Source organism: Catenuloplanes atrovinosus (genome assembly GCF_031458235.1).
In the GTDB taxonomy this organism is placed as follows: Bacteria; Actinomycetota; Actinomycetes; order Mycobacteriales; family Micromonosporaceae; genus Catenuloplanes; species Catenuloplanes atrovinosus.
Window position 1 is genome coordinate 8876445 of record NZ_JAVDYB010000001.1, and the last position, 24175, is coordinate 8900619.

A 24175-nucleotide genomic window follows, 5' to 3' on the forward strand; every position below is an offset into this window, starting at 1 on the left:
CTCCACGCAGGCGAATCAGCTCAGCGAATCCTCGTGCAACCGCCGCCCCGCGTCACGGCACGCGGACAGCACGGCCCGCGCGTACGCCGGCGTCGCCCCCGCCAGCCCGCACGCCGGCGTCACCACCACCTGCTTCGCCAACCGCGCCGCCGGGAAGCCGAGCTCCCGCCACACCTTGCGCACCCGGTCCGCGACCCCCGCCGACGTGACCGCCCGCGCCCCCGGCAGCGTGGGCGCCGCCCCCGCCAGCAGCCCCAACCCCGCGTCGAGCGCCTCACCCAGCGGATCGAGCCGCGTGACCAGCGACAGATCCAGCGCCACACCGGCCGCGCCGGAAGCCCTGATCACATCCAGCGGTACGTCCGGCGCGCAGCAGTGCACGACCACCGGCACCCCCGCCGCGTCCACCACCTGCCGCAGCAGCTCGGACGCGAGCGTCGACTCGACCGCCCGATACGTGCCCAGCCCGCTCTCGGTCGGCACCCTTCCCGCGAGCGCCGCCGGCATCGACGGCTCATCCAGCTGCAACACGACCGTGCTCCCCGGCAGCCGCGCCGCGACGTCCCGCACGTGCGCCGCCAGCCCCTCCGCCAGCGAGGCCGTCAGATCCCGTACCGCACCGTGATCCCGCAGCAGCCGCCCCCCGATCGGCAACTCCACGCTCGCCGCCAGCGTCCACGGCCCGGCCGCCTGCACCTTGACCGTCCCGCCTCGCAGACCCGCCGCCTGCTCCGTCAACTGGTCGACATCCCGTTCCAGCAGGTCACGCGTCCGCCGCAGATCCTTGCCCGGCCGCCCCGCGACCCGCCACCGCCCCGCGTACAACTCGACCGGCAGATCGACGAGAAACCCCGCGCCCCGGCCGACGAGATCCGCCCCCGGCCCTCGGCCCGGCAGCTCGGCCAGATGCGGAAAATCGGGCAACTCTCCCAGAATGATCCGCTGCGCCTCGGCGACATCACTCCCCGGCAGCGACCCGACCCCCGTCGCCGCCCCCTCCGGCCACGGCCATCCCGCCTCGTCACTCATACCGCCGACTCTACTGATCCCGTTCGGACAACCATCCCACGGTACGTACGAGGCCAACCCCGGCCCGTAGAGCCGCGACCCCGAAGAACTCAGCCCACGTCTGTCGCGTTGGCCATGTTCTCCGGCGGTGACCCGCGCGTCTTTCGCGTTAGCCCGCGTCTCTCCCGTTGGCCGGCGTCTCTCTCGTTGGCCCGCACCGCTGCCCTCCGCGACTCTCCCGCCGCGCCTCTTGCGCCGGCCCGCGCCCTTCGCGGACCGGCCCAAGAGGCGTCCGGCCGAGACTCGCGGGTCTGCATCTCTTCAGGTCGCGGTTGGGCTCTTATCCCGCCTGTTGAGGCTGTCCGGCCCGGACGGTGGGCCGCATCGCGTCAGAACGCGGCCGGCGCAGTTCAGCGGTCGGCGGGGCGGGGGTCACCCCGGAGCGGCGCGACGATCCGGTTGGGGCCGGCCGCGGTTATGCGGGAACCGACGGTAGATCGGCGATGGCGGCCGAGAACTGCTCGTCCGTGAGCGCGTGGTCGGTCATCTCGCCGGACAGGTAGGCGCCGTACGCGGCCAGGTCGAGGTGGCCGTGACCACAGAGCGCGGTCAGAATGACCTTCGGCTCGCCCGTCTCCTTGCAGCGCAGTGCCTCGTCGATGCAGGCGGCGAGCGCGTGGGTCGGCTCCGGAGCCGGGACGATGCCCTCGGTCCGGGCGAAGCGGACCCCGGCCGCGAAGCACGCGGACTGCGGGATCGCGACCGCCTCCATCAGCCCGAGCTCGTAGATGTGCGAGATGAGCGGGGACATGCCGTGGTAGCGCAGGCCGCCGGCGTGGATCGGGTCGGGGATGAAGTCGTGGCCGAGCGTGTGCATCTTCATCAGCGGCGTCATGCCCGCCGTGTCGCCGAAGTCGTAGGCGTAGACACCCCTGGTCAGCGACGGGCAACTGGCCGGCTCCGCCGCGCGGATCGTCACGTCCACGTTCCCGGCCAGCTTCTCGCGCAGGAACGGGAAGACCAGGCCGCCGAAGTTCGAGCCGCCGCCGGTGCAGCCCACGATCACGTCCGGCGTGACCCCGATCTTCGCGAACTGGAGCAGCGCCTCCTCGCCGATCACGGTCTGATGCAGCAGCACGTGGTTGAGAACGCTGCCGAGCGCGTAGTTCGTGTCCGCATTCTGCGCGGCGACCTCGACCGCCTCGGAGATGGCGATACCGAGCGAACCCGGCGAGTCCGGATTCTTCTCCAGCACCGCCCGCCCGGCCGCGGTCAGCCGCGACGGCGACGGATGAATCACGCCCCCGAACGTCTCGATCATGATTTTCCGGTACGGCTTCTGGTCGTACGAGGCGCGCACCTGCCACACCTCACAGTCCAGCCCGAACTGTCCCGCCGCGAAGCTCAGCGCCGTGCCCCACTGCCCCGCCCCGGTCTCCGTGGTCAGCCGCCGAATCCCGGCGACCGCGTTGTAGTAGGCCTGCGGCACCGCGGTGTTCGGCTTGTGCGACCCGGCCGGCGAGACACCCTCGTACTTGTAGTAGATCCTCGCCGGCGTGCCGAGCGCCTTTTCCAGCCGCCGCGCCCGGTAGAGCGGCGACGGCCGCCACAGCCGGTACACGTCCAGCACGTCCTCCGGGATGTCGACGTACCGCTGGCTCGTGACCTCCTGCTCGATCAGCGCCATCGGAAAGAGCGGCGCGAGATCATCCGGCCCGACCGGCTCCAGCGTGCCCGGATGCAGCACCGGCGGTGGCGCCGACGGCAGATCGGCCACGATGTTGTACCAGCGTCGCGGCATCTCCGACTCGTCGAGAAGCACCTTGGTGACGTTCTGCTCGCTCATTCCCGCTGCACCCGCTCTCGATCCACGCGCCCGTCCGCCCAGGGCGCCTCCCGGCGACGCTAACCGCCAATAGCCGCCGATTTCAGCAATGCCGCGAAGCCACGCCCGCGGAACCCGGACGATCGCCGCCTCGCGCGGCGGATCTGCTCTCGTGCGGCTGGGCGCCTGCCTCATGCAGTGGAAAGCTGCCGCACAACGACATCCGGACCGCGCGACGTCCTCCGGCCGCGCACGTTCCCGGTTGCCTTAGCCGCCCTCAGCTGCCGGAACCCGCAGGGACAACGTCATCCGGACCGCGCGAGGTTCTCCGGCCGTGCACGTTTCCGGTTGCCTTAGCCGTCCTCAGCTGCCGGAACCCGCAGGGACAACGTCATCCGGACCGCGCGAGGTTCTCCGGCCGTGCACGTTTCCGGTTGCCTTAGCCGCCCTCAGCTGCCGGAACCCGCAGCGACAACGTCATCCGGACCGCGCGATGTCCTCCGGCCGCGCACGTTCCCAGTCGTCCTAGCCGCCCTCAGCTGCCGGAACCCGCAGGGACAACGACATCCGGACCGCGCGATGAACTCCGGCGCGCACGTTCCCGTCGCCCTAACCGTCCTCAGCCGTCGAAATGAGTAGCCACAACGGCAACCGGCCGGGCAACCATCCCAACGGATGATCGCCCGGCCGGCCGCTCGCTGACTCGCAGATCCAGCTCAGTCTTCCGGGGGTTCACCGGGCTTGTTGCGGACATACACGGCGTCGCCCTGATAGCCGACCAGGAGCTTCTCCGCCTTCAGCATGTTGATCACGGTATTGAGCGTGCCGTACGAGATGCCGTACTGCTCCTGCAGCAACCGGGTGGACGGCATCTTGTGCCCGCTCGGCAGATCCCCGCTGAGTATCTGCGCCTTGATGGCCGCATACACTCGATCTTTCTTCGACGTCGCCATTCGGCTTCTCCTAATCTCCCTGGCTCGCAAGGCCAAGTAGATCACCGAATTCGAATTCTGGTCAATCAAGTCGATGTAGTTGACATAGTCGATATAGTCGATTAAGTGGCGCTGAGCTGCGATGCTATCGGGATATGACTCGAATTTGCTCCGCGGTGACATCGGCATGACGACTCTGTCCGTGCCGGCTGCGTGGCCACTCCGCACTTCCGGCCCCCATGCGGTGGCGTCCGTGCTGGTCGTGGCCGCCAGGGTGTGGGTCGGGAGGCCGCCGGAAATGGCGTGAAAGTGCTGTCGGGTTAGCCGAGAGTAGCCATGCCGCGCGGTGGCTCCTGTGTCGTCCGCGTCGCGGAACCGGCTAATTCATACGTCCGCCGTCGATCCGGCTCGACCGTCACGGGCGCCTGCGTAATTCGGTTGCATTCGCATTCGCAGAGCCCGTTGCGCGTGGCTGAGTTGCAGTCATGGGCGACTGTGATTCGCCGGCGGGTGCTGGCGCGAAGCGAATGCCGGCCCAGAAGGTGACCCGCCCCCGCTTGGTGCGCGGATGCCAGGCGGCGCGATGGGCCGTCACTCACCGTCGACATAGTCGATTAAGTGCCCTAGGCTGAGGTATGCCTCTCCCTGGCTCGCAACCTGACGGAGAGGCCGAGCCCCGGCGTCGACTCAAACCGAGCGGCGAGACGCCGGGGCTCACCGTGGCGCTGGGGTGGCATGTGTGTGTGGGGCGGCGCGCCGCCAGGTGGCTGTATGCCGCCCTGGCCGATCCGGAAACGGCCCCCCACGGTGCCGATCGTTCCTCCGCTCGGTCGGTCGCCGCCGATGTGCTCCGAGGCTGTGGCAGCTGGTGTCGCTCGATGGCGGCGGAACGTGTCCTATGGCCAGGCCGGGCTCCTTCTCGGTCAGTGCCGTGCAGGCTGTCGGGTGCGGCCGTTCTTGCCCGCGTCGTGATGAGGACTCTTCGTGCGCTTGCGGGCGGCGCGGTTGCCGCGGCGGGCGTGTGGCTTGTTCAGCGCGATCACCACGCCGGGCTGCGAAGGAACCGGGGCGGGCCGGTGGATGTCGGTCGTCGCGGCGGAGCGGGGGACGGCGTCGAGGGACAGGCGGCAGACCTCGACGAGAGCGTCGGCGCGGCGCTCCGCGGCGGTCGCGGTGCCGGCCGGGATGCTGGGCGGGCGCGCGGTCGAATCGGCGGGGGAGGGCGGGGCGCCGTGGCGGCTGAGAGCGGCCTCGACGACCGCGGCGGATCGTGCGTCGAGCACGCCGGACAGGCGTACGCCGTCGCCGTGTGGGACGGGGGTGACGGAGAGGCGGCGCCGGGCGCGCGTTTCGGATCGGGCGGCCTCGCGGCCTGCGCGGACGGTTTCGCGGGCGTGGGCGCCGGCCGGATCGAGGACGTCGAGGACGCGGTCGCCGGACCGGGCGAGGCGCCACGGGTCGAGCTGGTCGGCCTCGGCGATGAGCATGGTCTCGGCGGCGTCGGCGCGCGCGGTGTCGACCGTGTCCGGCAGGGTGTGGACGGCCTGGGCGATCGCGCCGGCCTGGTCGGCGTTGATCTCGCCGTTGCGGAGCGCGGCGGCGAGGCGGGGCCGCGCGCAGACCTGCCGGGCGCGTTTGGCCAGGCGGCGGGCGGCGGGCACGGTGAGCCGCAGCTCCTCGGCGAGCCATGTGCTCGTACCCGCGCGTCTCTTGATCTTGGTTAGCGAACGAATGTCGGCCTGCTGGATAAGATGGAGCAGGATCGCTGTCATGGCCTGCTGGGCGGCGTGGGCCTCGGTGATGGCGGCGAGCAGGTCGTCGTCCGGCGCGGACCAGGCAGGGCTGTTTGCGCAGGTGGCCGCGGCCGCACGGAGATCGCGGAGTGCGGCGAGCAGGGACGACGGATCGGTCTGACCGGGGATGGCCGGGGTGTGCGTCATGGCGTCGATAGTCGTACTGGCGTGTCAATGATCGCAATAAAGTTGATCGATCGGTTTGTTGCGGGTTTCGGCTGTCGATGGTCGAAAACGTCGGTCCCGGTCGTTACCGTGCATGGGACGGCTGAGGCGCCGGAGGCGGCGCGACGAGGCGGACGGGGGACGGTGCGATGGCGGCGGACGAGGCACGGGACGACGGCGGGGTGCCCGAGGTCGATGCGAACGCCGAGGTCACGGCCGAGCAGGTGGCCGCGGCCGGTCCGCCGCCCACGGCTGAGGCGAGCCGGCGGCACGCGGAGCTGAGCGCCGAACTGACCGATCATCAGTACCGGTACTACGTGCTCGACGCCCCCACGATCCCGGACGCCGAGTTCGACGCGCTGCTGCGTGAGCTGGAGGCGATCGAGCGGGAGTTTCCCGCGCTCAGGACGCCGGACTCGCCCACCCAGCGGGTCGGTGGCACGTTCTCGACGCTGTTCACTCCGGTGCGGCATGCGGAGCGGATGATGTCGCTCGACAACGTGTTCAGTAAGGAGCAGCTTGCAATCTGGGTCGAAAGGGTCGTCCGGGACGCGGGCGGTCCGGTGCGGTTCATCTGTGAGCTGAAAGTGGACGGGCTCGCCATCAACCTGACCTACGAGAAGGGCCGGCTGGTCCGGGCGGCCACGCGCGGCGACGGCTACACCGGCGAGGATGTCACGGCGAACGTGCGCACCATCCGCGAAATCCCCGAGCGTCTCGCGGGCGACGACGTACCGGAACTGGTGGAGGTGCGCGGCGAGATCTACTTCCCGGTCGAGGCGTTCGCGGGCCTCAACGCGAGCCTGGTCGAGCAGGGCAAGGCGCCGTTCGCCAACCCGCGCAACGCGGCGGCGGGCAGTCTCCGGCAGAAGGATCCGCGGATCACGGCGTCCCGGCCGTTGCGCATGGTCGTGCACGGCATCGGCGCGCGGACCGGCTTCCAGCCGGTCAGTCAGTCCGAGGCGTACGAGGCGCTGCGGGTCTGGGGGCTGCCGACCAGCGACCGCTGGCGTCTCGTGGAGACGGCGGCGGAGATAGACGCGTTCATCGACGAGTACGCGAAGAATCGCCACTCGGTCGAGCACGAGATCGACGGCGTGGTGGTGAAGGTCGACGCGGTCTCCATCCAGGGGCGGCTCGGCTCGACCAGCCGGGCGCCGCGGTGGGCGATCGCGTTCAAGTACCCGCCGGAGGAGGTCACCACGGTCCTGCTCGACATCCAGGTCAACGTGGGGCGCACCGGGCGGGTCACCCCGTTCGCGGTGATGGAGCCGGTTCTGGTGGCGGGCTCGACCGTGGCGCTGGCGACGCTCCACAACGCACGCGAGGTCGAGCACAAGGGTGTGCTGATCGGCGACACGGTGGTGCTGCGCAAGGCCGGTGACGTGATCCCCGAGGTGCTCGGGCCGGTGCTGGACAAGCGGCCGGCGGACGCCCGCGCGTTCGTGATGCCCGCGCGCTGCCCGTCGTGTGACGCGGAGCTGGCGCCGGCGAAGGAGTCGGACATCGACATCCGATGCCCGAACACCCGGTACTGCGTCGCGCAGCGGCGCGGGCGCCTGGAGTACCTGGCCAGCCGCGAGGTGCTGGACATCGAGGCGCTCGGCAGCAAGTCCGCCGCCGCGCTCATCGACGACGGCGTCATCGCCGACGAGGGCGACCTGTTCGCGGTGGATGCGGAACGGCTGATGACGTCGCCGTTCTTCGTGAACAAGGACGGCACGCTCGGCAGCAACGCGCAGAAGCTGCTGGAGAACCTGGCCGAAGCCAAGCGGCGCCCGCTGTGGCGGCTGTTGGTCGCGCTGTCGATCCGGCACGTCGGGCCGAGCGCGGCCAAGGACCTCGCGCGGTCGTTCGGCTCGATCGAGGCGATCGCGGGTGCGAGCGTGGAGGAACTGACCGCGGTCGACGGCGTCGGCAAGACCATCGCGGAGAGCGTGGTCGAGTGGTTCCAGGTCGACTGGCACCGGGAGATCGTGGAGAAGTGGCGGGGCGCGGGCGTGGTGCTCGCGGAGGAGCGTGACCTCGACACGCCGCGGCCGCTGGAGGCGCTGACGATCGTGGTCACCGGCACGCTGGCCGGCTTCTCCCGCGACGCCGCGAAGGAGGCCATCGAGTCGCGGGGTGGCAAGGTGAGCGGGTCGGTGTCGAAGAAGACGCACTTCGTCGTGGTGGGGGAGAACCCGGGCAGCAAGGCGGACAAGGCGGTCGACCTGAAGGTGCCGATGCTGGACGAGGCCGGGTTCGCGGTCCTGCTGGACGAGGGGCCGGAGGCCGCGCGGGCCGTCGCGACCAATCGCGCGGAGGAGGAGAAGTCCGCCGACTGAAGTTGTCGGGCGAACGGATGATTGTTTCCTGCAACTTAGAGTTATCACAGCAGAACTCACGGTAATTGCGGGTGCTTATGACGTATATCAAGTTAGTCACGGCTACGCCCGTTTCATGCCTCGGTGGGCCGGTCCACCTATCGTGAATGCGGTCGACGCAGGCCTATCAGTCGACTGAGGCCTACAACACGGGGGAGGTCTCGTGGAGCCCGCATCGCCGCGGAACATGGTGCCGCCGGAACGGGCAGTGCCGTTCCTGGGCTTCGTGTGGGCCGTGATCGTGGCTGCGGCCGGCGCGTCCGTCGTGCCGCTGCTCGCGCTCCCCGGTCAGGTCGCCGACCTCCCGGCCGCCTTCTGGGTCATGGCCGGCCTCGCCGTGCTGATCGACGCCCGGCCGTTCACGTCCCTCGGCGGGCGCCGGCTGGGCGCGGCCATCCTGGCCTCCGTCTGCATCACGTTCGCGATCATGCTCGGCTGGGGGACGGGGCCGGCACTGGTCGTGCAGGCCGTCGCGGTCGCGGTCTCCGGGTGGCGCATGCGGAGCAGCATCTGGCGCACCGGCTTCAACGTCGCCCAGCACCTGCTGGCGCTGGCCGCGGCCGGCGCGGTGCTCACGGCCGGGCCGGAGACGGCGTTCCGCGCCGGTGGCGATCCGTCGTGGACGGACGTGCTCGCGGTCGTCGCCGCCTCGGCGGTCTGGTTCGCGGTCACGTACGGCACCGTCACCACCGCGGTCTGGCTGCGGTTCGGCGGGCGGTGGCCGGCCATGTTCGTCAGCGGCGTGGGCTTCGAGCTGCTGTCCGCCGGGGCGCTGCTGTTCCTGAGCCCGCTGCTGGTCGTCGCGGCGCACGTCAGCGCCGCACTGATCCCGCTGATCCTGGTGCCGCTCTACGCGGTCTACCGGATGGCGCGGCTCTCCACCGCGTACGAGAAGATCTCCCGCCTCGACCCGCTCACCGGTCTCGGTAACCGGAAGGCGCTGCTCACCGAGGTCGCCGACCAGATCGCGGCGCACGCGGAGCGGGCCGCGCGCGGCGACACCGACCGGCACATGGCGCTGCTCGTGCTCGACCTCGACCGGTTCAAGCGCGTCAACGACGCGCTCGGCCACGCGGTCGGCGACCGCCTGCTCACCGAGGTCGCCAAGCGGCTCGCGACCGTCGTGCGCGCGCCCGCCACGCTCGCCCGCCTCGGCGGGGACGAGTTCGCGGTGCTCGCGCCCCGCCTGGAGGACACCGCGGCCGCCCGGCGGCTCGCGACCGGGATCGCCGAGGCGCTGGACGAGCCGGTCCTGCTCGACGGGTTGCCGCTCGACATCGGCGGGTCGATCGGCGTCGCGGTCTACCCCGAGCACGGCACCGACTTCGAGACGCTCATGCGCCACGCGGACGTCGCCATGTACGAGGCCAAGCACCGTGGCGACGCGGTCGCGGTCTACGCGCCGGAGGCGGACCACAACTCGCCCGAGCGGCTCAGCCTGCTCGGTGACCTGCGCACCGCGCTCGAGGTGACCGGCGGCGTCGCCGCGTCACCGGACGCGGGTGGCGGCGGCCGTGCCGAGAGCGCCGACGTGCCGCAACTGCCGGGCGCCGGCGAGATCCGCATGTACTACCAGCCGCAGGTCGCGATCGACACCGGCGAGGTGGTCGGCGTGGAGGCGCTGCTGCGCTGGCGGCACCCGGACCGCGGCATGGTCCACCCGGAAGAGCTGATCAAGGCGGCCGAGCACACGGCCGTGATGCGGCTGCTCACCCGCCGCGTCATCGACGACGTCATCGAGCAGCTCGCGACGTGGCGGGACGCGGGCCTGCCGATGCGCGCCTCGCTCAACGTCAGCGTCCGGGACCTGCACAGCGGCGACATCGTCGACCAGATCGAGGACAGGCTCCATCGGTACGGACTGAGCGCCGACCGGCTCCAGCTGGAGATCACCGAGAGCGCGCTGATGGCGGACCCGCGCCGGGTCCTGGTCACGCTGTCCCGGCTGTCCCGGCTCGGCATCGCGATCGCGCTCGACGACTTCGGCACCGGGTACTCGTCCATGCAGCACCTGCGGCGTCTGCCGCTGTCCGAGGTGAAGATCGACCGCTCGTTCGTGCTCGGCATGGCCGAGGACGGCGACGACGCCGCGATCGTACGGTCGACGATCGAACTCGCCGGCGCGCTCGGCCTGCGCGTGGTCGCCGAGGGCGTCGAGGACGAGCGCACCTGGCGCAAGCTGCGCGCGGCCGGATGCCACGTGGCGCAGGGCTGGTTCTACGGCCGCCCGATGCCGGCCGAGGAGTTCGGCGTCTGGCTCTCCCGCTACCGCCCACCGGTCCTTCAGGAGACGCGCACGGAGCCACGCGCGAACGGATATACGGAGCCGCGCACCACCGCACCCACGCAGACGCGTGCGGGAACGAGTACGGCGTGGCACGCGCACGCGGAGACGGAACGGAACGCGGACGCGGCGCCACGCGAGAACCGGGACATGAAGTCTCGCGCGAACGCCAACGCGAATGCGGAGACGGAGCGGGACGCGGAGACGGAGCGGGACGCGGACGCGGCGCCGCAGGCGAACGGGGTCGTGAAGTCCCGCGCGCACGCGAACGAGGAGACGGAGACGGAGCGGGATACGAACGCGGACGCGGCGCCGCGGGCGAACGGGGTCTTGAAGTCTCACGCGAACGCTGAGACGGAGCGGGACGCGGACGCGAACGCTGAGACGGAGCGAGACGCGGACGCGAACGCGGCTCTGCGCGCGAATGGGGTCGTGAAGTCTCGCGCGAACGCGAACGCGGAGACCGAGCGGCACGCGAACGCGGGCATGGGAACGCGCGCGAGTAGGGATATGAAGTCTCCCGCGAACGCGGAGTCGGAACGGGACGCGAACGCGGCTCCACGCGCGAACGGGGTCGTGAAGTCTCGCGCGAACGCGAACGCGAACGCGAACGCGAACGCGAACGCGAACGCGAACGCCGAGACCGAGCGGCACACGAACGCGGAGACCGAGCGGCACGCGAACGCGGACACGAAGTCTCCCGCGAACGCGGACCCACAGCCGCCCGCGAGCGCCCACACCGAGCCACCCCCGCACGCGGCCACACAGCCGCACACCAACGCGAGCACACCCCCCGCGGACACGCACCCGAAGACCGCGACCGCGGACGCGCCCGCCGCCCTCACCCCGGAAGCTCTCATCGCGCCGGCGGCGGAGGCCACCCCCCAGCTCCCGGCCGACCCCCGCATCGACTGCTGCCCCGCCCCCCGCACCGAACCGCAGCCCAGCCCCGCCGCCCGCGCGCACGCCGACACCTGTGCGGAGAGAAGCCCGAACGACAAGCCCGAAGCGCACGCCCGGCGCACCAACCGCCGTACCAATCGGCGTGGTCTTCCGCCCGAGGGGGTGCCGGAGAGCCGATCGGAGAGCCCTCTGGAAGGCCTCGACGACGCCAATCGGGCGATCCGGGGAGTCGCCCGGGCCGGTGCCGAGGGTGACAAATAGACTCGCACAGGTCACCGACCCGTGCGACGCTGCGCTCACGTCTGGCCTGCCCAGCGCGATCGCCGGTCCCAGGTCACCCGAAGAGCGAATTCACCAAGGGGGCAATCCCATGGCCGCCATCTCCCGCGAGGAGGTCGCGCACCTGGCGCGCCTGTCGCGGCTCGCCGTGACGGAGCAGGAGCTGGACACCTTCGCCGGCCAGCTCGACGTGATCCTGCAGTCGGTCGCCCGGGTGGGCGAGGTCGCCGCCGCGGACATCCCGCCGACCTCGCACTCGGTGCCGCTGACCAACGTGTTCCGGGACGACGTCGTCGTGCCGGGGCTGTCGCAGGAGGCCGCGCTCTCCGGCGCCCCCGACGCCGAGGACGGGCGCTTCCGCGTTCCGCGAATTCTGGACGAGGAGGCCTGAGCATGTCGGATCTCACCAAGCTGACCGCGGCCGAACTGGCCGCCACGATCGCGTCCGGCGACGTCTCCGCGGTCGAGGTCGCCCAGGCGCACCTGGACCGGATCGCCGCGGTCGACGAGCGCGTGCACGCGTTCCTGCACGTCGACACGGAGGGCGCGCTCGCCGCCGCCCGGGACGTGGACGCGCGGCGCGCGAACGGCGAGGAGCTCGGGCCGCTGGCCGGCGTCCCGGTCGCGGTCAAGGACGTGCTCGCCACCAAGGGCGTGCCGACCACCGCGGCCTCCAAGATCCTCCAGGGGTGGCGCCCGCCGTACGACGCCACGATCGTCGAGCGGCTGCGCGCCGCCGGCACCGTGATGCTCGGCAAGACCAACATGGACGAGTTCGCGATGGGCTCGTCCACGGAGTACTCGGCCTACGGCCCGACCAACAACCCGTGGGACCTCGGCCGCATCCCCGGCGGTTCCGGCGGCGGCAGTGCGGCGGCGATCGCCGCGTATGAGGCGCCCCTGGCCATCGGTACGGACACCGGCGGCTCGATCCGGCAGCCGGGCGCGGTGACCGGCACCGTCGGCGCCAAGCCCACCTACGGCGGTACGTCCCGGTACGGCCTGATCGCGTTCTCGTCCTCGCTGGACACGCCGGGCCCGTGTGCGCGCACCGTGCACGACGCGGCGCTGCTGCACTCGGTCATCGCCGGCCACGACCCGCGCGACTCGACGTCCATCCCGCAGCCGGTCCCGGACGTGGTCGCCGCCGCGAGGCTCGGCGCGACCGGTGACCTGACCGGCGTGCGGATCGGCCTGGTCACCGAGTTCAACGGCGAGGGCGCGGAGCCGGGCGTGATGGCGGCGTACCGGGATTCGATCGAGGCGCTGACCAAGCTCGGCGCGGAGGTCGTGGAGATCTCCTGCCCGCACTTCCAGTACGCGCTGCCCGCCTACTATCTGATCGCGCCGAGCGAGTGCTCGTCGAACCTGGCCCGGTTCGACGGCGTCCGGTTCGGCCTGCGCACCGGCGACGACGGGAAGCACTCGCTGGAGGAGGTCATGTCGCTGACCCGGGAGGCCGGCTTCGGCCCCGAGGTCAAGCGCCGGATCATCCTGGGTACGTACGCGCTGTCGTCCGGCTACTACGACGCCTACTACGGCCAGGCGCAGAAGGTGCGCACGCTCATCACGCGCGACTTCACGACCGCGTTCGAGCAGGTCGACGTGCTCGTGTCGCCGACCACGCCGTTCGTGGCGTTCCCGTTCGGCTCGCGCACCGGCGACCCGTACCAGATGTACCTGGCCGACCTGTTCACGATCCCGACGAACCTGTACGGCGGCCCGGCCATCTCGGTGCCGTGCGGCCTGTCCGAGGGCCTGCCGGTCGGCCTGCAGATCATGGCGCCGACCATGGCCGACGACCGGATGTACCGGGTCGCGGCCGCGCTGGAGTCCACGGTCGGCGTGCTCACGCCGCCGGCACTGTAACGCCGGTGATGCGGCGGGGGCCGGTCAGCGGCTCCCGCCGTACCCCCGCCGCTTATTGATCTTGATCGTCGCGGAAGCCTGAATAAACCCGGGAGAAGTTCATGACCACGACCGTGCTGCCGCCGTACGACGACGTCGTCGCGCGCTACGAGCCGGTGATCGGCCTGGAGACGCACGTCGAGCTCGGGACGAACACGAAGATGTTCTGCGGGTGCCCGACCGAGTTCGGCGCGGAGCCCAACACGCAGGTCTGCCCGGTCTGCCTCGGACTGCCCGGCTCGCTGCCGGTCCCGAACCGCGCCGCGATCGAGGCGACCATCCGGATCGGGCTCGCGCTCAACTGCTCGATCGCCGAGTGGTGCCGGTTCGCCCGGAAGAACTACTTCTACCCGGACATGCCGAAGAACTTCCAGACCAGCCAGTACGACGAGCCGCTGTGCGTCGACGGCTACCTCGACGTCGAGGTGGACGGCGAGATGGTGCGCATCGGCATCGAGCGCGTGCACCTGGAGGAGGACACCGGCAAGACGCTGCACGTGGGTGGCGCCACCGGGCGCATCCACGGCGCCACCGAGTCGCTGGTGGACTACAACCGGGCCGGCATCCCGCTGGTCGAGATCGTGACCAAGCCGATCCCGGGCACCGGGGCCAAGGCCCCGCTGGTCGCGCGCGCGTACGTGACCGAGCTGCGCGACATCATCCGCTCGCTGAACGTCTCCGACGTCCGGATGGAGCAGGGCTCGCTGCGCTGCGACGTGAACACGTCGCTGATGCCCGCCGGCGGAACCGAGTGGGGCACGCGCACCGAGACGAAGAACGTGAACTCGCTGCGCTCGGTCGAGCGCGCGGTCCGCGCCGAGATGATCCGGCAGGCGTCCGTGCTCGACGGGGGCGGCCGCATCCTGCAGGAGACCCGGCACTTCCAGGAGGACACCGGCGACACCCGTCCCGGCCGGTCCAAGGAGGAGGCGACCGACTACCGGTACTTCCCGGAGCCCGACCTGGTGCCGATGGCGCCGGACCCGGCCTGGGTCGCCGAGCTCAAGGCCGCGCTGCCCGAGCCGCCCCGCGTGCACCGCAAGCGGCTCCAGGACGAGTGGGGCCTGACCGACCTGGACATGCAGTCCGTGGTCAACGCGGGCGCGGTCGAGCTGATCGAGGCCACGATCGCGGCCGGCGCGACCGCCGCGGGCGCGCGCAAGTGGTGGCTCGGCGAGCTGGCCCGGCGCGCGAACGAGGAGGGCATCGAGCTGTCCGCGGTCGGCGCCACGCCCGCGCAGGTGGCGGAGCTGCAGCAGTTGGTCGACGAGGGCAAGCTCAACGACAAGCTGGCCCGCTCGGTGCTGGAGGGCGTCGTCGCCGGCGAGGGCTCGCCGCGCGAGATCATGACCGCCCGCGGCCTGGAGGTCGTCTCCGACACCGGCGCGCTCACCACCGCCGTCGACGAGGCCATCGCCGCGAACCCCGACGTGGCCGCGAAGATCCGCGACGGCAAGGTGGCCGCGGCCGGCGCGCTCGTCGGCGCGGTCATGAAGGCCACGCGCGGCCAGGCCGACGCCAAGACCGTCCGCGAGCTGATCCTGTCCCGCCTCGGCGTCGAGGGCTGACGTCCACCGGCCCGGCCGGCCTCTCCCGGCCGGGCCCACGCCGAGTTCCCGGGCCCCGCGCGGCCGGCACCCGGTTTCACGCCACGCGGAACTCGTTGCCCTCCTTCCACGTCGCGTGCCCCGCGGGCGCCGGTTCCGGCACGTAGCCGAGCGTCCCGGTCCAGAAGGCGGCCTGCCGGACCGGGTCGGCACAGTCGATGACGATCTGAAAGCGCACGCTCATCGGTGGACGGTAACGCCGGCCCGGACCGGGCCTCAGCCCAGTGCCACCCTCAGGTCGGCCGCGTTCTCGAGGGCCGAGGCCGCTCTGCCGGTCTCGTCCGCGTCGAGCGCGATGCGCTCGGCCCGGGCCAGCATGTCGGTCGCGGTCTCCCGGTCCTGGAGCACCATCGCCAACTCCGCGCGGTACACCAGCACCTCCACGTGCGTGACCGGGTCATCATCGGCTTCCGGCCGGGCCAGCGCGCTGTCGAGGACGCGGACCGCCTGCCGGACGTCACCCTTGGAGTCCGCGAGCACGACCGCGTTGGCGAGCGCCGCGGCAACCCGCCCGGCAGCCGCGACGCGCTCGGACGCCGGCGAGGACACCGGGGAGGACACCGGCGAGGACGCCGGGGAGGACACCGGTGAGGACGCCGGCGCGGGCGACGCGGCGGGGGCGGGAAACACCCGGATCCAGTTGCCGCCCGGGTCGATCACGCAGAACCCGCTCACCCCGTCGGCGTTCTTGCGCGCCCTCGGCCGGGTCATCCTCGGCACCCCGGACACCAGCACCTTGCCGTACGCCGCGCGCATCCCGGCGCTGAACGCCCGGTGCAATTCCGCGACGTCCGAGGTGATCACGAGACAGGAGCCGTAGGACTGCTCCGGATCGAACCCGGCGATCTCGAAGAAGTTCAGCCGCAGGTCCTCACGCTGCAGCGCCACGTACGGATTCGGCTTGCGCTGGTGATACGTGGTGCCGAAGCCGAGCACCCGGTAGAAGGCCTCGATCTCGTCGATGGACGCGCAGGGCAGCAGTGGAACGGTCATCTCATTGGCCATGCCCCCTTCCTAGGCGTCGTGGCGCACCCGTCGCACATGGATATAGCCGATCATCGCTGCACGCCACCCGATCGGCCGATACGGCCACGCGGGAAGGAGGTCCCGCGCAGCGCCACCACCGCCGGGAAAGGTCAGCCCGCCATCCGACGTGGTCGCGGATGGAGCCGAGGCCGGCGGCGAACGAAGATCGAACGGCTCAGGACAGCGTCGTCGGCTCCGTCAGAAACGCCTCGACCCGCTCCGCCGGCGCCGGCCGCGACAGCCGGAAGCCCTGCCCGCGCCCCAGCCCCGCCCGCACCGCCTCACGCACCTGCTCCGTCGTTTCCAGGCGCTCCGCCACGATCTCCAGGCCGAGCCGCCGCCCCAGCCCCACGATCACGTCGATCAGCGGCTGCCCGCCGGACTCCGGGTCGATCGGGCGTGAGATCAGCTCCCCGTCCACCTTCAGCATGTCCACCGGCATCCGGCGCAGCTGCGCCAGCGACGCCTGCCCCGCGCCGAAGTCGTCGATCGCGGTGCGCACGCCCAGCGCCCGCAGCTTCGCGAACTGGGTGACCACGGCCGGCATGTCGTGCGGGATCCGGTCCTCCGCGACCTCCATGCACAGCCGCTCCGGCGCGATGCCGTGCGCGTTCAGCATGGCGGCGACCCGGTGCACGAAGTCCGGCACGGCCAGCTCACGCGGGGACACGTTGACGGTGAGCGTGAGCGCGGGATGCGTGACGGTCCAGTCGGCGAGCTGGCGCAGCGCGGTGGACAGCACCCACGTACCGATCTCCGGCATCACACCCAGGTCCTCCGCGACCGGCAGCAGCTCACCGGGGTGGACCGTGCCGAGCGCCGGGTTCCGCCAGCGCAGCAGCGCCTCGACGCCGGCCGTGGTGCGGTCGGGCAGCGACAGGATCGGCTGGTAGACCAGGTCCAGCTCGCGGCGGTCGGTGACGCCGACGATCTCCCGCTCCACGTCCATCCGGCGGACGAGCTGCTCCTCCAGGAACGAGTCGTACCACTCGATCCGGTCCGGGCCCTGCTGGCGGGCGCGGCGGCGCGCCAGGTCGGCCCGGTGCAGCACCTCGTCGATGCTGCTGGAGGACGCGCTGACCTCGGCCAGGCCCACGCTCACGTGCAGGTCGACGATCGTGCCGGGCAAGTGGTACGGCCGGGTGAGCACGGTCAGCAGCCGGGTGCCCAGCGCGTACGCCAGGACCGGCCCCTGCACGGTCAGCACCGCGAACTCGCCGCCGCCGAGCCGCCCGGGCAGGTCGTCCGGCGTGAGCACGGTCCGCATCCGCCGGCCCGCCTCGATCAGCAGCGCGTCCGCGATCTCCCGCCCGCGCTGGTCGCTGATGTTCGCGATGCCGAGCAGCTCGATGACGAGCAGCGCGCCGGTGTGCCCGTCCACCGCCCGCTGCGCGGCCAGCGTACGCATGATCTCGCGCCGGTTCGGCAGGCCGGTGAGCTGGTCGGTATACGCCACCTCATGCAGCCGCCGCTCCAGCGCCGTGCGGTCGCCGACGTCACGCACGTGCACGACCAGCGCGTTCACCTCCGGCACGTCCCGCTGGTCGCTGATCGTCGACTCGGTGTCGCGCCAGGCGCCGTACCCGTCACGCAGCCGCGCCGTGATCAGCGGCGGCCGGTCCGCGGGCCGGCCGTCGGCGGCGAGCACCCCGCGGAGCGTGGACACCGCGTCCGGCCGGTCGTCCGGGTGCAGCAGCCCGGCGAACGAGTTGCCCACCACCTCCGCGTCGGAGAGCCCGAACAGCCGGGCCGCGGCCGGCGACTGCCAGCGCACGACCAGGTCGGCGCCGATCATCAGGGTGAGGTCGTTGGCGCCGGAGACCAGCGACCGGAACTGGGCCTCCTGCGCGGCGAGCCGCCGGCTGTACCGGCGGATGTCGATCACGGCGAGGATCTCGCGCAACACCACGCACGGGATGATCGACAGTCCGATCAGTATGGACCGGGTGTCGAACTCGTGGCCGGTGAGCACGTGGTAGATCGCGCTGCCGAGCGCTATCAGCATCGGCACCGCGAGCACCGGATATCCGGTGAGCACGGACTCCGGCGTGCCGGGCGGCGCGGGGGTGGGCCCGTCGTCGGTGAGCCGCGCGCCGGCCGCCGCGGCCAGCGGCCCGCCCGCGACCAGCACGGAGGAGCCGAGCAGCACGTACGCGTTCTGCTCGTACGCGTAGTGCACGACGCCGCCGAGCCCGAGGATCGCGGTGACGGCGCCGCCACCGCAGAGCCAGGCGGCCGGCCGGTACGTCGTGACCCGCAGCGCCGTGATCACGATGACCGAGAGCGCGGCCGCGGCCAGCAGCGTGGCGGCGAGCGCGGCCGGTGGCATCGGCCGCTCGCCGGGTATCAGGTACGCCGCGAACGCCAGGCTGGTGCCGACGCCCGCGCCGTCGACCGCGCGCCGCAGCCGGGCCGGGATCGTGGTGGCCGCGCCCGGCATCAGAATGATCCCGGACAGGTAGACCAGCGCGGCCGCGACCAGCCCGCCCATCGCCACGTGCTCGCGCACGCCCGGCCCGGTGACCAGCACGGCGAGCACGGTCACCCCGGCCGTGACCGCGCCCATGCCGAGCAGCCCGGCGCCGCGGCACGGCCCGAACGTGCGGGTGGCCGCGTGTATCTGCAGCGCCCGGCGGATCAGCGCGGTCGCCGCCTGCACGGTGACCAGCACGATCGCCCCGCCGGCCGCGACGTGCGCGGGCAGCCCGGTGAGGCCGGGCGCGCCGAGCAGACCGGCGAGGCCGGCGGCGAGCAGCAGCGCGCCGGCCGCGGGCAGAACAATGGACGTGGACACCGGGGTGATCCTGTCGCCGAGGGAACGCGAAAGGGTGGATCCGCCGCGCCACGGCACGGCCGCACCTATCCATCAGCAACGATTGTTGCCTCGGTGAGTTACGGCACAGTAGCCGGGCCGGTCCTCAACCTACCGGGTAAGCGCGGGCCGGTGTGCGTCACCCGCCCGCGACGGACGGAATGATCTGAATTTCGGCGCCGTCCGGCACCGGCGTATCGAGCCCCTTCACCCGCCGGCACTCCTCACCGTCGACGTAGAGATTGACGTACCGCCGAAGCTCGCCCCGCTCGTCGCGCAGCCGCTTGGACAGCCGCGGCCACCGCTCGGCGACCTCGGTGAGCACGTCGCGGACGGTGCCGGGCGCGGACACCTCCAGCCGCGACGCGTCGGCCGCCTCGGGACGGAGCACGCCGGGCAGCAGGATCACCGCCCCCATCAGATCACCGCCGCCCGCACACAGAGCACGGTCGGCAGGTGGGCCGCGACCCGCGACCACGAGTCGCCCTCGTCCAGGCTGGCGAACACCTCGCCGGACTTGGCGCCGAAGTAGACCCCGGCCGGGTCGCCCTGGTCCACGCACATGGCGTCGCGCAGCACGGACGGGTAGAACGGCTCGGTCGGCAGCCCCTCGGACAGCGGCTCCCACGACGCGCCCGCGTCCGTGGAGCGGAACACGCGGCACCGGTGATCGGCCGGGTAGCGGTCCATGTCCGCGATCATCGGGAAGTTGTAGATCGTGCCCGGCCTGGACGGGTGCGCCACCATCGGGAAGCCGAAGTCGCCCGGCAGCGGATCGGCGATGGACACCCAGGTCGCCGCGCCGTCGTCGGACCGGTAGACGCCGTGGTGGACCTGCGCGTAGAACCGGTCCGGGTCCACGTTGTCCCGCGCCACCTTGTGGACACACTGCCCGTACTCCGGGAACGGGTCCGGCACGTGCACGGCCTTGATGCCGGCGTTGGACGGCGCCCAGGTGTCGCCGCCGTCCGCCGTGCGGTAGACGCCGCCGGTGGACATCGCCACCACCATGCGCCCGTCGTCGCGCGGGTCGGGCAGGATCGTGTGGATCGCCTGGCCGCCGCCGCCCGGCTCCCAGGTGGGCCGGTGCGGGTGGTCCCACAGCCCACGGACCAGTGAGAACGAGCGCCCGCCGTCCTCCGAGCGGAACAGCGCGGACGGCTCGGTGCCCGCGTAGACGACCTCGGGGCGGCCGGCCGGCCCGGGCGTGAGCTGCCACACCCGCTCCAGCGCCGCGCCGGTGTCCTCCGGGAACGTGATCGCCGGATCGTCCGGCTCCTCCCAGGTCTTGCCGAGGTCGGAACTGATCGCCACGCTCGGGCCCCAGTGCGCGCTGGACGCGCCGACCAGCACCCGCGGCGCGCCGCCCCGCGTGTCGATGGCCACCGCGTACACCGACTTCACCGTGAAGTGCGGCGGGCTCACGTCCCACCCGCCGCCGTCGTGGGTCGCGAGGAACAATCCCTTTTCCGTGCCGATCGCCAGCAGTCGTGTCATGTCGATACCTCGATCTCCAGGCCGGGTAAGTCCTGCTCATGACCGTTCGGCGGTCAGTATGCCCCGCGGGTCCGACATTCCGGTGTACCCGCCGTCCACCAGCGGGTGACGGCGGTGGGAGGATGCGGAGGTGAGCAGCGGAAAGTCCACGGTGATCCGATACCGCCAGGCCGGGCCGATCGCGATCGCGGCCGGCCTCGCGACGGTCGGCGCCGTGCCGGTGGCGGCCGAGAACCCGTGGCTGCTGTCCATCGCGCTGATCCCGCTCGCCGTCGCGGTCTGGGCGGCACGGGCCGGCACCGACGCGGGGCCGCAGGGCCTGCGTGTCCGCGCGCTGCTCGGCACCCGGCGCATACCGTGGTCGCAGATCGCCGAGATCGCGCCCAGCGGCCGCGACCGGGTGTTCGCACTGCTGCGCGACGGCACCGTGATCCGCCTGACCGGTGTCCCGCCGCGCGCGATCCCCGACCTGCTCAAGGCCGGCGAACAGCAGATCGGGTAATCGGGCATTTCTCCGAAAAGCCGCTGACTACGGCGGGTCGGTCATATCGTCCGAGGCATGCGCCTCCGCACCCGCCTGCTGCCCGCCGTCGCCGCCGCGCTCCTCGCCACGCTCGCCACCCTCGTCCCGAGCCCGGCCGTGGCCGCGGACGGCACCGAACCCGTGATCCTCATCCACGGCTACAACAGCTCCACCGACGCCTGGGGCCCGCTCACCCGGCGCCTGATCGCCGCCGGGTACGACGCCGCCGACATCCACCCGTTCGGCTACGACTACCGACGCTCCAACGTCACCACCGCGGCCCGCCTCGCCGACCTCGTCGCCGAGGTCCGCCGGGAGCACGGCGCCGCCCGCGTCGACCTGATCGGCCACTCCATGGGCGCGCTCGTCGCCCGCTACTACGCCCGCAACCTCGGCGGCACCGGCACCGTCGACGACCTGGTCTCGCTCTCCGCCCCGCACCACGGCGCCCGGATCTTCGCCATCTGCCGATTCGACGCCGCCTGCCGCGAACTGGTCCCCGGCTCGGCCTTCCTGCGCGCACTCAACGCCGGCGACGAGACCCCCGGCGACATCGACTACCGCACCTTCTACTCCCGATGCGACCTGATCGTCATCCCGCACACCAGCGCCCTGCTCGACGGCGCCGAGAACACCGACGCCGGCTGCCTCGGCCACTCCGAGTTCCGCCTCGTCGACTCCGTCGCCGACCAGATCATCACCGAACTCAAAGACTGAAGCCCATCTTCCCGCTCCCGGCCGGGTCCGGCCCGCGGGCGCTGTGCCGGTTCCGGGGACGACCCCGGACCCCGATATTCCCGCTCCCAGCCCGGTCCGGCCCCGCATGCTCCCGCGGGCGCTGTGCCGGCTCCGGGGACGACCCCGGACCCCGATATTCCCGCTCCCAGCCCGGTCCGGCCCCGCATGCTCCCGCGGGCCAACCTCCGGCTTCCCTCCGACTCCGCTGGCGCTCCGCTCCGGTCCGCCGGTCGGAGCCGGTCCCGGCCCACTTCCGAAAAGGCCGCGGCGGCCGGGAACCGGCCGCGCGGTCAGTAGCCGTCCGCGACCGTGTTGATCAGCGGCTCGCCCTTGGCGAAGCGGCGGAGCTGGTCGCCCGCGAGCGCGTACGCCCGGCGGTGCAGCCCGTGCACCGACCCGCCGACATGCGGGGTGATCAGCACGTTCGGCAGCGCCCAGAGCGGGTGATCGGCCGGCAGCGGCTCCGGGTCGGTGACGTCCAGCGCCGCGCCGAGCCGCCCGGACGACGTCTCGGCCAGCAGCGCCGCCGTGTCCACCACCGGGCCGCGGGCCGCGTTGACCAGCAGCGCGCCGTCCGGCATCGCGGCGAGGAAGGCGGCGTCGGCGAGGCCCCGGGTGGCGTCGGTCAGCGGCACCAGCAGCACCACCACGTCCGCGTCCGGCAGCAGCGACGGCAGCTCGGCGACGCCGTGCACGCCCTCGTCCGGCCGGGCCCGGCGGGCGACCAGCGTGACCGACACCTCGAACGGCAGCAGCCGGGCGGCCAGCGCCGTGCCGATCGAGCCGGCGCCGACGATCAGCACCCGCTTGCCGGCCAGCTCGTCCGTGGGGGTGTGCGCGGCGTACGCCCACTCGCCGCGCGCCTGCGCCCGCGCGAACGCCGGGAAGCTCCGCAGGTGGCCGAGGATCGCGGTCATCGCCCACTCGGCCGTGGACGAGTCGTGCACGCCGCGGGCGTCGCAGAGCGTGATGTGCTCCGGCAGCCGGCCGGCCCAGACCTCCGCGCCGGCGCTGAGCAGCTGCACCACCTCCAGCCTGGGGAAGCGCGCGGCCAGTGCGGCGGCGTCCTGCCCGGCCAGGAACGGCGGCACCCAGAAGCGCACGTCATCCGGCGCGGACGGCATCGGCTCGTCCGGCCCGCTCAGCACCTCCACGGTCGTCTCCGGGGGCAGCGCGCCCATCAGCTCGACCCCGTGCGCATGCGGAACCCACACCTTCACGGGGACGACCCTATCCGGCTTGCCCGGAACGCTCAGGGAGGATGGCTACTCTGGATCGCGTGACCCGAGCCCGCCGCCGACCCACCGCCCGCGCGCTGCTCGCCGGGGCGGTGGTCTTCCCGCTGCTGACCGCGTGCGCGTTCGGCCCGCCCACGGAGGAGGAGGCGGGTTCGCCGCCGCGGTTCCCCACGCCCAGCGCGAGCGCGACCACCGGCGCCGGCGGCGGTGACGACGACCAGGCGGCGACCGTGCTGGCCCGGGGCCTCGACGCGCCGTGGGGCATGGCGTTCCTCCCGGACGGCGGCGCGCTGGTCACCGAGCGCGACTCGGCCCGCATCCTGAAGGTCGGGCCGGAGTCCGACCGCACCGGGCTGCGTGTGCGCGCGCTCGCGGACCTCAGCGACGCGGTCGAGCCGGGCGGCGAGGGCGGCCTGCTCGGCATCGCGGTGTCGCCGGAGTTCGCGGACGACGACACCGTGTTCGTGTACTACACGACCCCGTCCGACAACCGCATCGGCCGGCTCACGCTGGCCGGCACCGAGGCCACCCCGACCCCGGGCGACCTGCCGAAACTCGCGCCCGAGCCGATCGTCACCGGCATCCCGCGGGACGGTTTCCACAGCGGCGGGCGGCTCGCGTTCGGGCCGGACGGCTTCCTCTACGCCGGCACCGGCGGCGACGGCGAGGCCGCGCGGGACCCGAAGAACCTGGGCGGCGCGATCCTGCGGATCACCCGGGACGGCGCGCCGGCCGAGGGCAATCCGGACCCGGCGTCGCCGGTCTGGTCGCGGGGCCACCGCAACGTGCAGGGCCTGGCCTGGGACGCCGGCAAGCGGATGTACGCCACGGAGTACGGCCAGGACGGCACCGACGAGCTGAACGTGATCGAGCCGGGGAAGGACTACGGCTGGCCCGCCGTGCAGGGCACGCCGCCGTCGCCGGACCCGAAGTACCGGGATCCGCTGGTCACCTGGCCCGCCGACGAGGCGTCCTGCTCCGGCCTGGCCGTGGTGGAGACCACGCTGGTCACCGCCTGCCTGCGCGGCCAGCGGCTGTGGCTGGTGGAGACGACCGAGCAGGGCACCGTGTTCGGCCGGCCGTCCGAGGTGCTGACCGGTCAGTTCGGCCGGCTGCGCACCGTGGTCGCGGCGCCGGACGGGTCGCTGTGGGTCAGCACGTCGAACACGGACGGGCGGGGCAAGCCGGCCGCGGACGACGACCGGATCCTGCGCCTGGTGTTCCCCGGTGGCGGGGCCGGCAAGAGCTGACGCACAGAGAAGAGGAAGAAC

17 protein-coding genes and 1 pseudogene are annotated in these 24175 nt (G+C 72.3%); 8 read left to right on the forward strand and 10 right to left on the reverse strand.

Annotation, left to right across the window (positions count from 1 at the left end; genetic code table 11):
* Positions 1 to 15 precede the first annotated feature (15 nt).
* The 4 genes from J2S41_RS39665 to J2S41_RS39680 form a co-directional block, all read right to left on the reverse strand.
* Positions 16 to 1029 carry a uroporphyrinogen decarboxylase/cobalamine-independent methonine synthase family protein gene (locus J2S41_RS39665; RefSeq protein WP_310376164.1) on the reverse strand — a complete coding sequence of 338 codons (1014 nt, stop codon included), beginning with the start codon at positions 1027 to 1029 and terminating at the stop codon, positions 16 to 18.
* 454 nt (positions 1030 to 1483) lie between these two features.
* A complete protein-coding gene (locus tag J2S41_RS39670; RefSeq protein WP_310376166.1) occupies positions 1484 to 2854 on the reverse strand; it encodes a TrpB-like pyridoxal phosphate-dependent enzyme in 1371 nt (456 codons plus the stop codon).
* A gap of 695 nt (positions 2855 to 3549) precedes the next feature.
* Positions 3550 to 3786, reverse strand: a complete 237-nt coding sequence (locus J2S41_RS39675; protein WP_310376168.1) for a winged helix-turn-helix domain-containing protein — start codon at positions 3784 to 3786, stop codon at positions 3550 to 3552.
* A gap of 902 nt (positions 3787 to 4688) precedes the next feature.
* The gene (locus J2S41_RS39680; RefSeq protein WP_310376169.1) at positions 4689 to 5705 is read right to left on the reverse strand and encodes a DUF222 domain-containing protein; all 1017 of its coding nucleotides are present in this window, start codon (positions 5703 to 5705) and stop codon (positions 4689 to 4691) included.
* Between the two features lie 167 nt (positions 5706 to 5872).
* Between J2S41_RS39680 and ligA the strand changes: the two genes are divergently transcribed.
* The 5 genes and pseudogenes from ligA to gatB all read left to right on the forward strand — a co-directional run bounded on the left by ligA (position 5873) and on the right by gatB (position 15031).
* The gene (gene ligA, locus J2S41_RS39685; protein WP_310376171.1) at positions 5873 to 8050 is read left to right on the forward strand and encodes an NAD-dependent DNA ligase LigA; all 2178 of its coding nucleotides are present in this window, start codon (positions 5873 to 5875) and stop codon (positions 8048 to 8050) included.
* Positions 8051 to 8252: 202 nt separating this feature from the next.
* Positions 8253 to 10364, forward strand: a pseudogene (locus J2S41_RS39690) (putative bifunctional diguanylate cyclase/phosphodiesterase); the annotation flags it as partial.
* Positions 10365 to 11646: 1282 nt separating this feature from the next.
* A complete protein-coding gene (gene gatC / locus J2S41_RS39695) occupies positions 11647 to 11946 on the forward strand; it encodes an Asp-tRNA(Asn)/Glu-tRNA(Gln) amidotransferase subunit GatC (protein WP_310376172.1) in 300 nt (99 codons plus the stop codon).
* A 2-nt stretch (positions 11947 to 11948) separates the two neighbouring features.
* Complete coding sequence (gatA, locus tag J2S41_RS39700; RefSeq protein ID WP_310376173.1) at positions 11949 to 13424, forward strand: Asp-tRNA(Asn)/Glu-tRNA(Gln) amidotransferase subunit GatA; 1476 nt, start codon at positions 11949 to 11951, stop codon at positions 13422 to 13424.
* Positions 13425 to 13525: 101 nt separating this feature from the next.
* Positions 13526 to 15031 carry an Asp-tRNA(Asn)/Glu-tRNA(Gln) amidotransferase subunit GatB gene (gatB, locus tag J2S41_RS39705; protein WP_310376175.1) on the forward strand — a complete coding sequence of 502 codons (1506 nt, stop codon included), beginning with the start codon at positions 13526 to 13528 and terminating at the stop codon, positions 15029 to 15031.
* A gap of 76 nt (positions 15032 to 15107) precedes the next feature.
* Here the strand turns inward: gatB and J2S41_RS39710 are convergent, their stop codons facing one another.
* From J2S41_RS39710 to J2S41_RS39730, 5 genes are all read right to left on the reverse strand, one after another.
* Positions 15108 to 15254: a VOC family protein gene (locus J2S41_RS39710; RefSeq protein ID WP_310376177.1), complete on the reverse strand. Its 147-nt coding sequence runs from the start codon at positions 15252 to 15254 to the stop codon at positions 15108 to 15110.
* A 32-nt stretch (positions 15255 to 15286) separates the two neighbouring features.
* On the reverse strand, positions 15287 to 16075 hold the full coding sequence (locus J2S41_RS39715; RefSeq protein ID WP_310376178.1) for a DUF8817 family protein: 789 nt from the start codon (positions 16073 to 16075) through the stop codon (positions 15287 to 15289).
* Between the two features lie 196 nt (positions 16076 to 16271).
* Positions 16272 to 18890, reverse strand: coding sequence for a putative bifunctional diguanylate cyclase/phosphodiesterase (locus J2S41_RS39720; protein ID WP_310376179.1), 2619 nt, complete (start codon positions 18888 to 18890; stop codon positions 16272 to 16274).
* A 157-nt stretch (positions 18891 to 19047) separates the two neighbouring features.
* On the reverse strand, positions 19048 to 19326 hold the full coding sequence (locus J2S41_RS39725) for a ubiquitin-like small modifier protein 1 (protein WP_310376181.1): 279 nt from the start codon (positions 19324 to 19326) through the stop codon (positions 19048 to 19050).
* The gene (locus J2S41_RS39730; RefSeq protein WP_310376183.1) at positions 19326 to 20405 is read right to left on the reverse strand and encodes a WD40/YVTN/BNR-like repeat-containing protein; all 1080 of its coding nucleotides are present in this window, start codon (positions 20403 to 20405) and stop codon (positions 19326 to 19328) included. Before J2S41_RS39730 ends, J2S41_RS39725 begins: the two co-directional genes overlap by 1 nt.
* A gap of 130 nt (positions 20406 to 20535) precedes the next feature.
* On the opposite strand from J2S41_RS39730, the gene J2S41_RS39735 reads away from it, so the two are divergent.
* On the forward strand, positions 20536 to 20907 hold the full coding sequence (locus J2S41_RS39735) for a PH domain-containing protein (protein ID WP_310376185.1): 372 nt from the start codon (positions 20536 to 20538) through the stop codon (positions 20905 to 20907).
* Between the two features lie 57 nt (positions 20908 to 20964).
* Positions 20965 to 21645, forward strand: a complete 681-nt coding sequence (locus tag J2S41_RS39740; protein WP_310376187.1) for an esterase/lipase family protein — start codon at positions 20965 to 20967, stop codon at positions 21643 to 21645.
* Between the two features lie 311 nt (positions 21646 to 21956).
* Here J2S41_RS39740 and J2S41_RS39745 read toward each other — a convergent pair whose 3' ends face one another.
* The gene (locus tag J2S41_RS39745; protein WP_310376189.1) at positions 21957 to 22886 is read right to left on the reverse strand and encodes a 2-hydroxyacid dehydrogenase; all 930 of its coding nucleotides are present in this window, start codon (positions 22884 to 22886) and stop codon (positions 21957 to 21959) included.
* Between the two features lie 41 nt (positions 22887 to 22927).
* Between J2S41_RS39745 and J2S41_RS39750 the strand changes: the two genes are divergently transcribed.
* Positions 22928 to 24154: a PQQ-dependent sugar dehydrogenase gene (locus J2S41_RS39750; protein ID WP_310376191.1), complete on the forward strand. Its 1227-nt coding sequence runs from the start codon at positions 22928 to 22930 to the stop codon at positions 24152 to 24154.
* The last annotated feature ends 21 nt before the right edge of the window (positions 24155 to 24175 follow it).

Excerpts from the sequence above, each read along its gene's own strand:
- J2S41_RS39665 (WP_310376164.1), bottom strand. The coding sequence starts at position 1,029 with ATGAGTGACGAGGCGGGATGGCCGTGGCCGGAGGGGGCGGCGACGGGG.
- J2S41_RS39670 (WP_310376166.1), bottom strand. The coding sequence starts at position 2,854 with ATGAGCGAGCAGAACGTCACCAAGGTGCTTCTCGACGAGTCGGAGATG.
- J2S41_RS39675 (WP_310376168.1), bottom strand. The coding sequence starts at position 3,786 with ATGGCGACGTCGAAGAAAGATCGAGTGTATGCGGCCATCAAGGCGCAG.
- J2S41_RS39680 (WP_310376169.1), bottom strand. The coding sequence starts at position 5,705 with ATGACGCACACCCCGGCCATCCCCGGTCAGACCGATCCGTCGTCCCTG.
- ligA (WP_310376171.1), top strand. The coding sequence starts at position 5,873 with ATGGCGGCGGACGAGGCACGGGACGACGGCGGGGTGCCCGAGGTCGAT.
- gatC (WP_310376172.1), top strand. The coding sequence starts at position 11,647 with ATGGCCGCCATCTCCCGCGAGGAGGTCGCGCACCTGGCGCGCCTGTCG.
- gatA (WP_310376173.1), top strand. The coding sequence starts at position 11,949 with ATGTCGGATCTCACCAAGCTGACCGCGGCCGAACTGGCCGCCACGATC.
- gatB (WP_310376175.1), top strand. The coding sequence starts at position 13,526 with ATGACCACGACCGTGCTGCCGCCGTACGACGACGTCGTCGCGCGCTAC.
- J2S41_RS39710 (WP_310376177.1), bottom strand. The coding sequence starts at position 15,254 with ATGAGCGTGCGCTTTCAGATCGTCATCGACTGTGCCGACCCGGTCCGG.
- J2S41_RS39715 (WP_310376178.1), bottom strand. The coding sequence starts at position 16,075 with ATGGCCAATGAGATGACCGTTCCACTGCTGCCCTGCGCGTCCATCGAC.
- J2S41_RS39725 (WP_310376181.1), bottom strand. The coding sequence starts at position 19,326 with ATGGGGGCGGTGATCCTGCTGCCCGGCGTGCTCCGTCCCGAGGCGGCC.
- J2S41_RS39730 (WP_310376183.1), bottom strand. The coding sequence starts at position 20,405 with ATGACACGACTGCTGGCGATCGGCACGGAAAAGGGATTGTTCCTCGCG.
- J2S41_RS39740 (WP_310376187.1), top strand. The coding sequence starts at position 20,965 with ATGCGCCTCCGCACCCGCCTGCTGCCCGCCGTCGCCGCCGCGCTCCTC.
- J2S41_RS39750 (WP_310376191.1), top strand. The coding sequence starts at position 22,928 with ATGGCTACTCTGGATCGCGTGACCCGAGCCCGCCGCCGACCCACCGCC.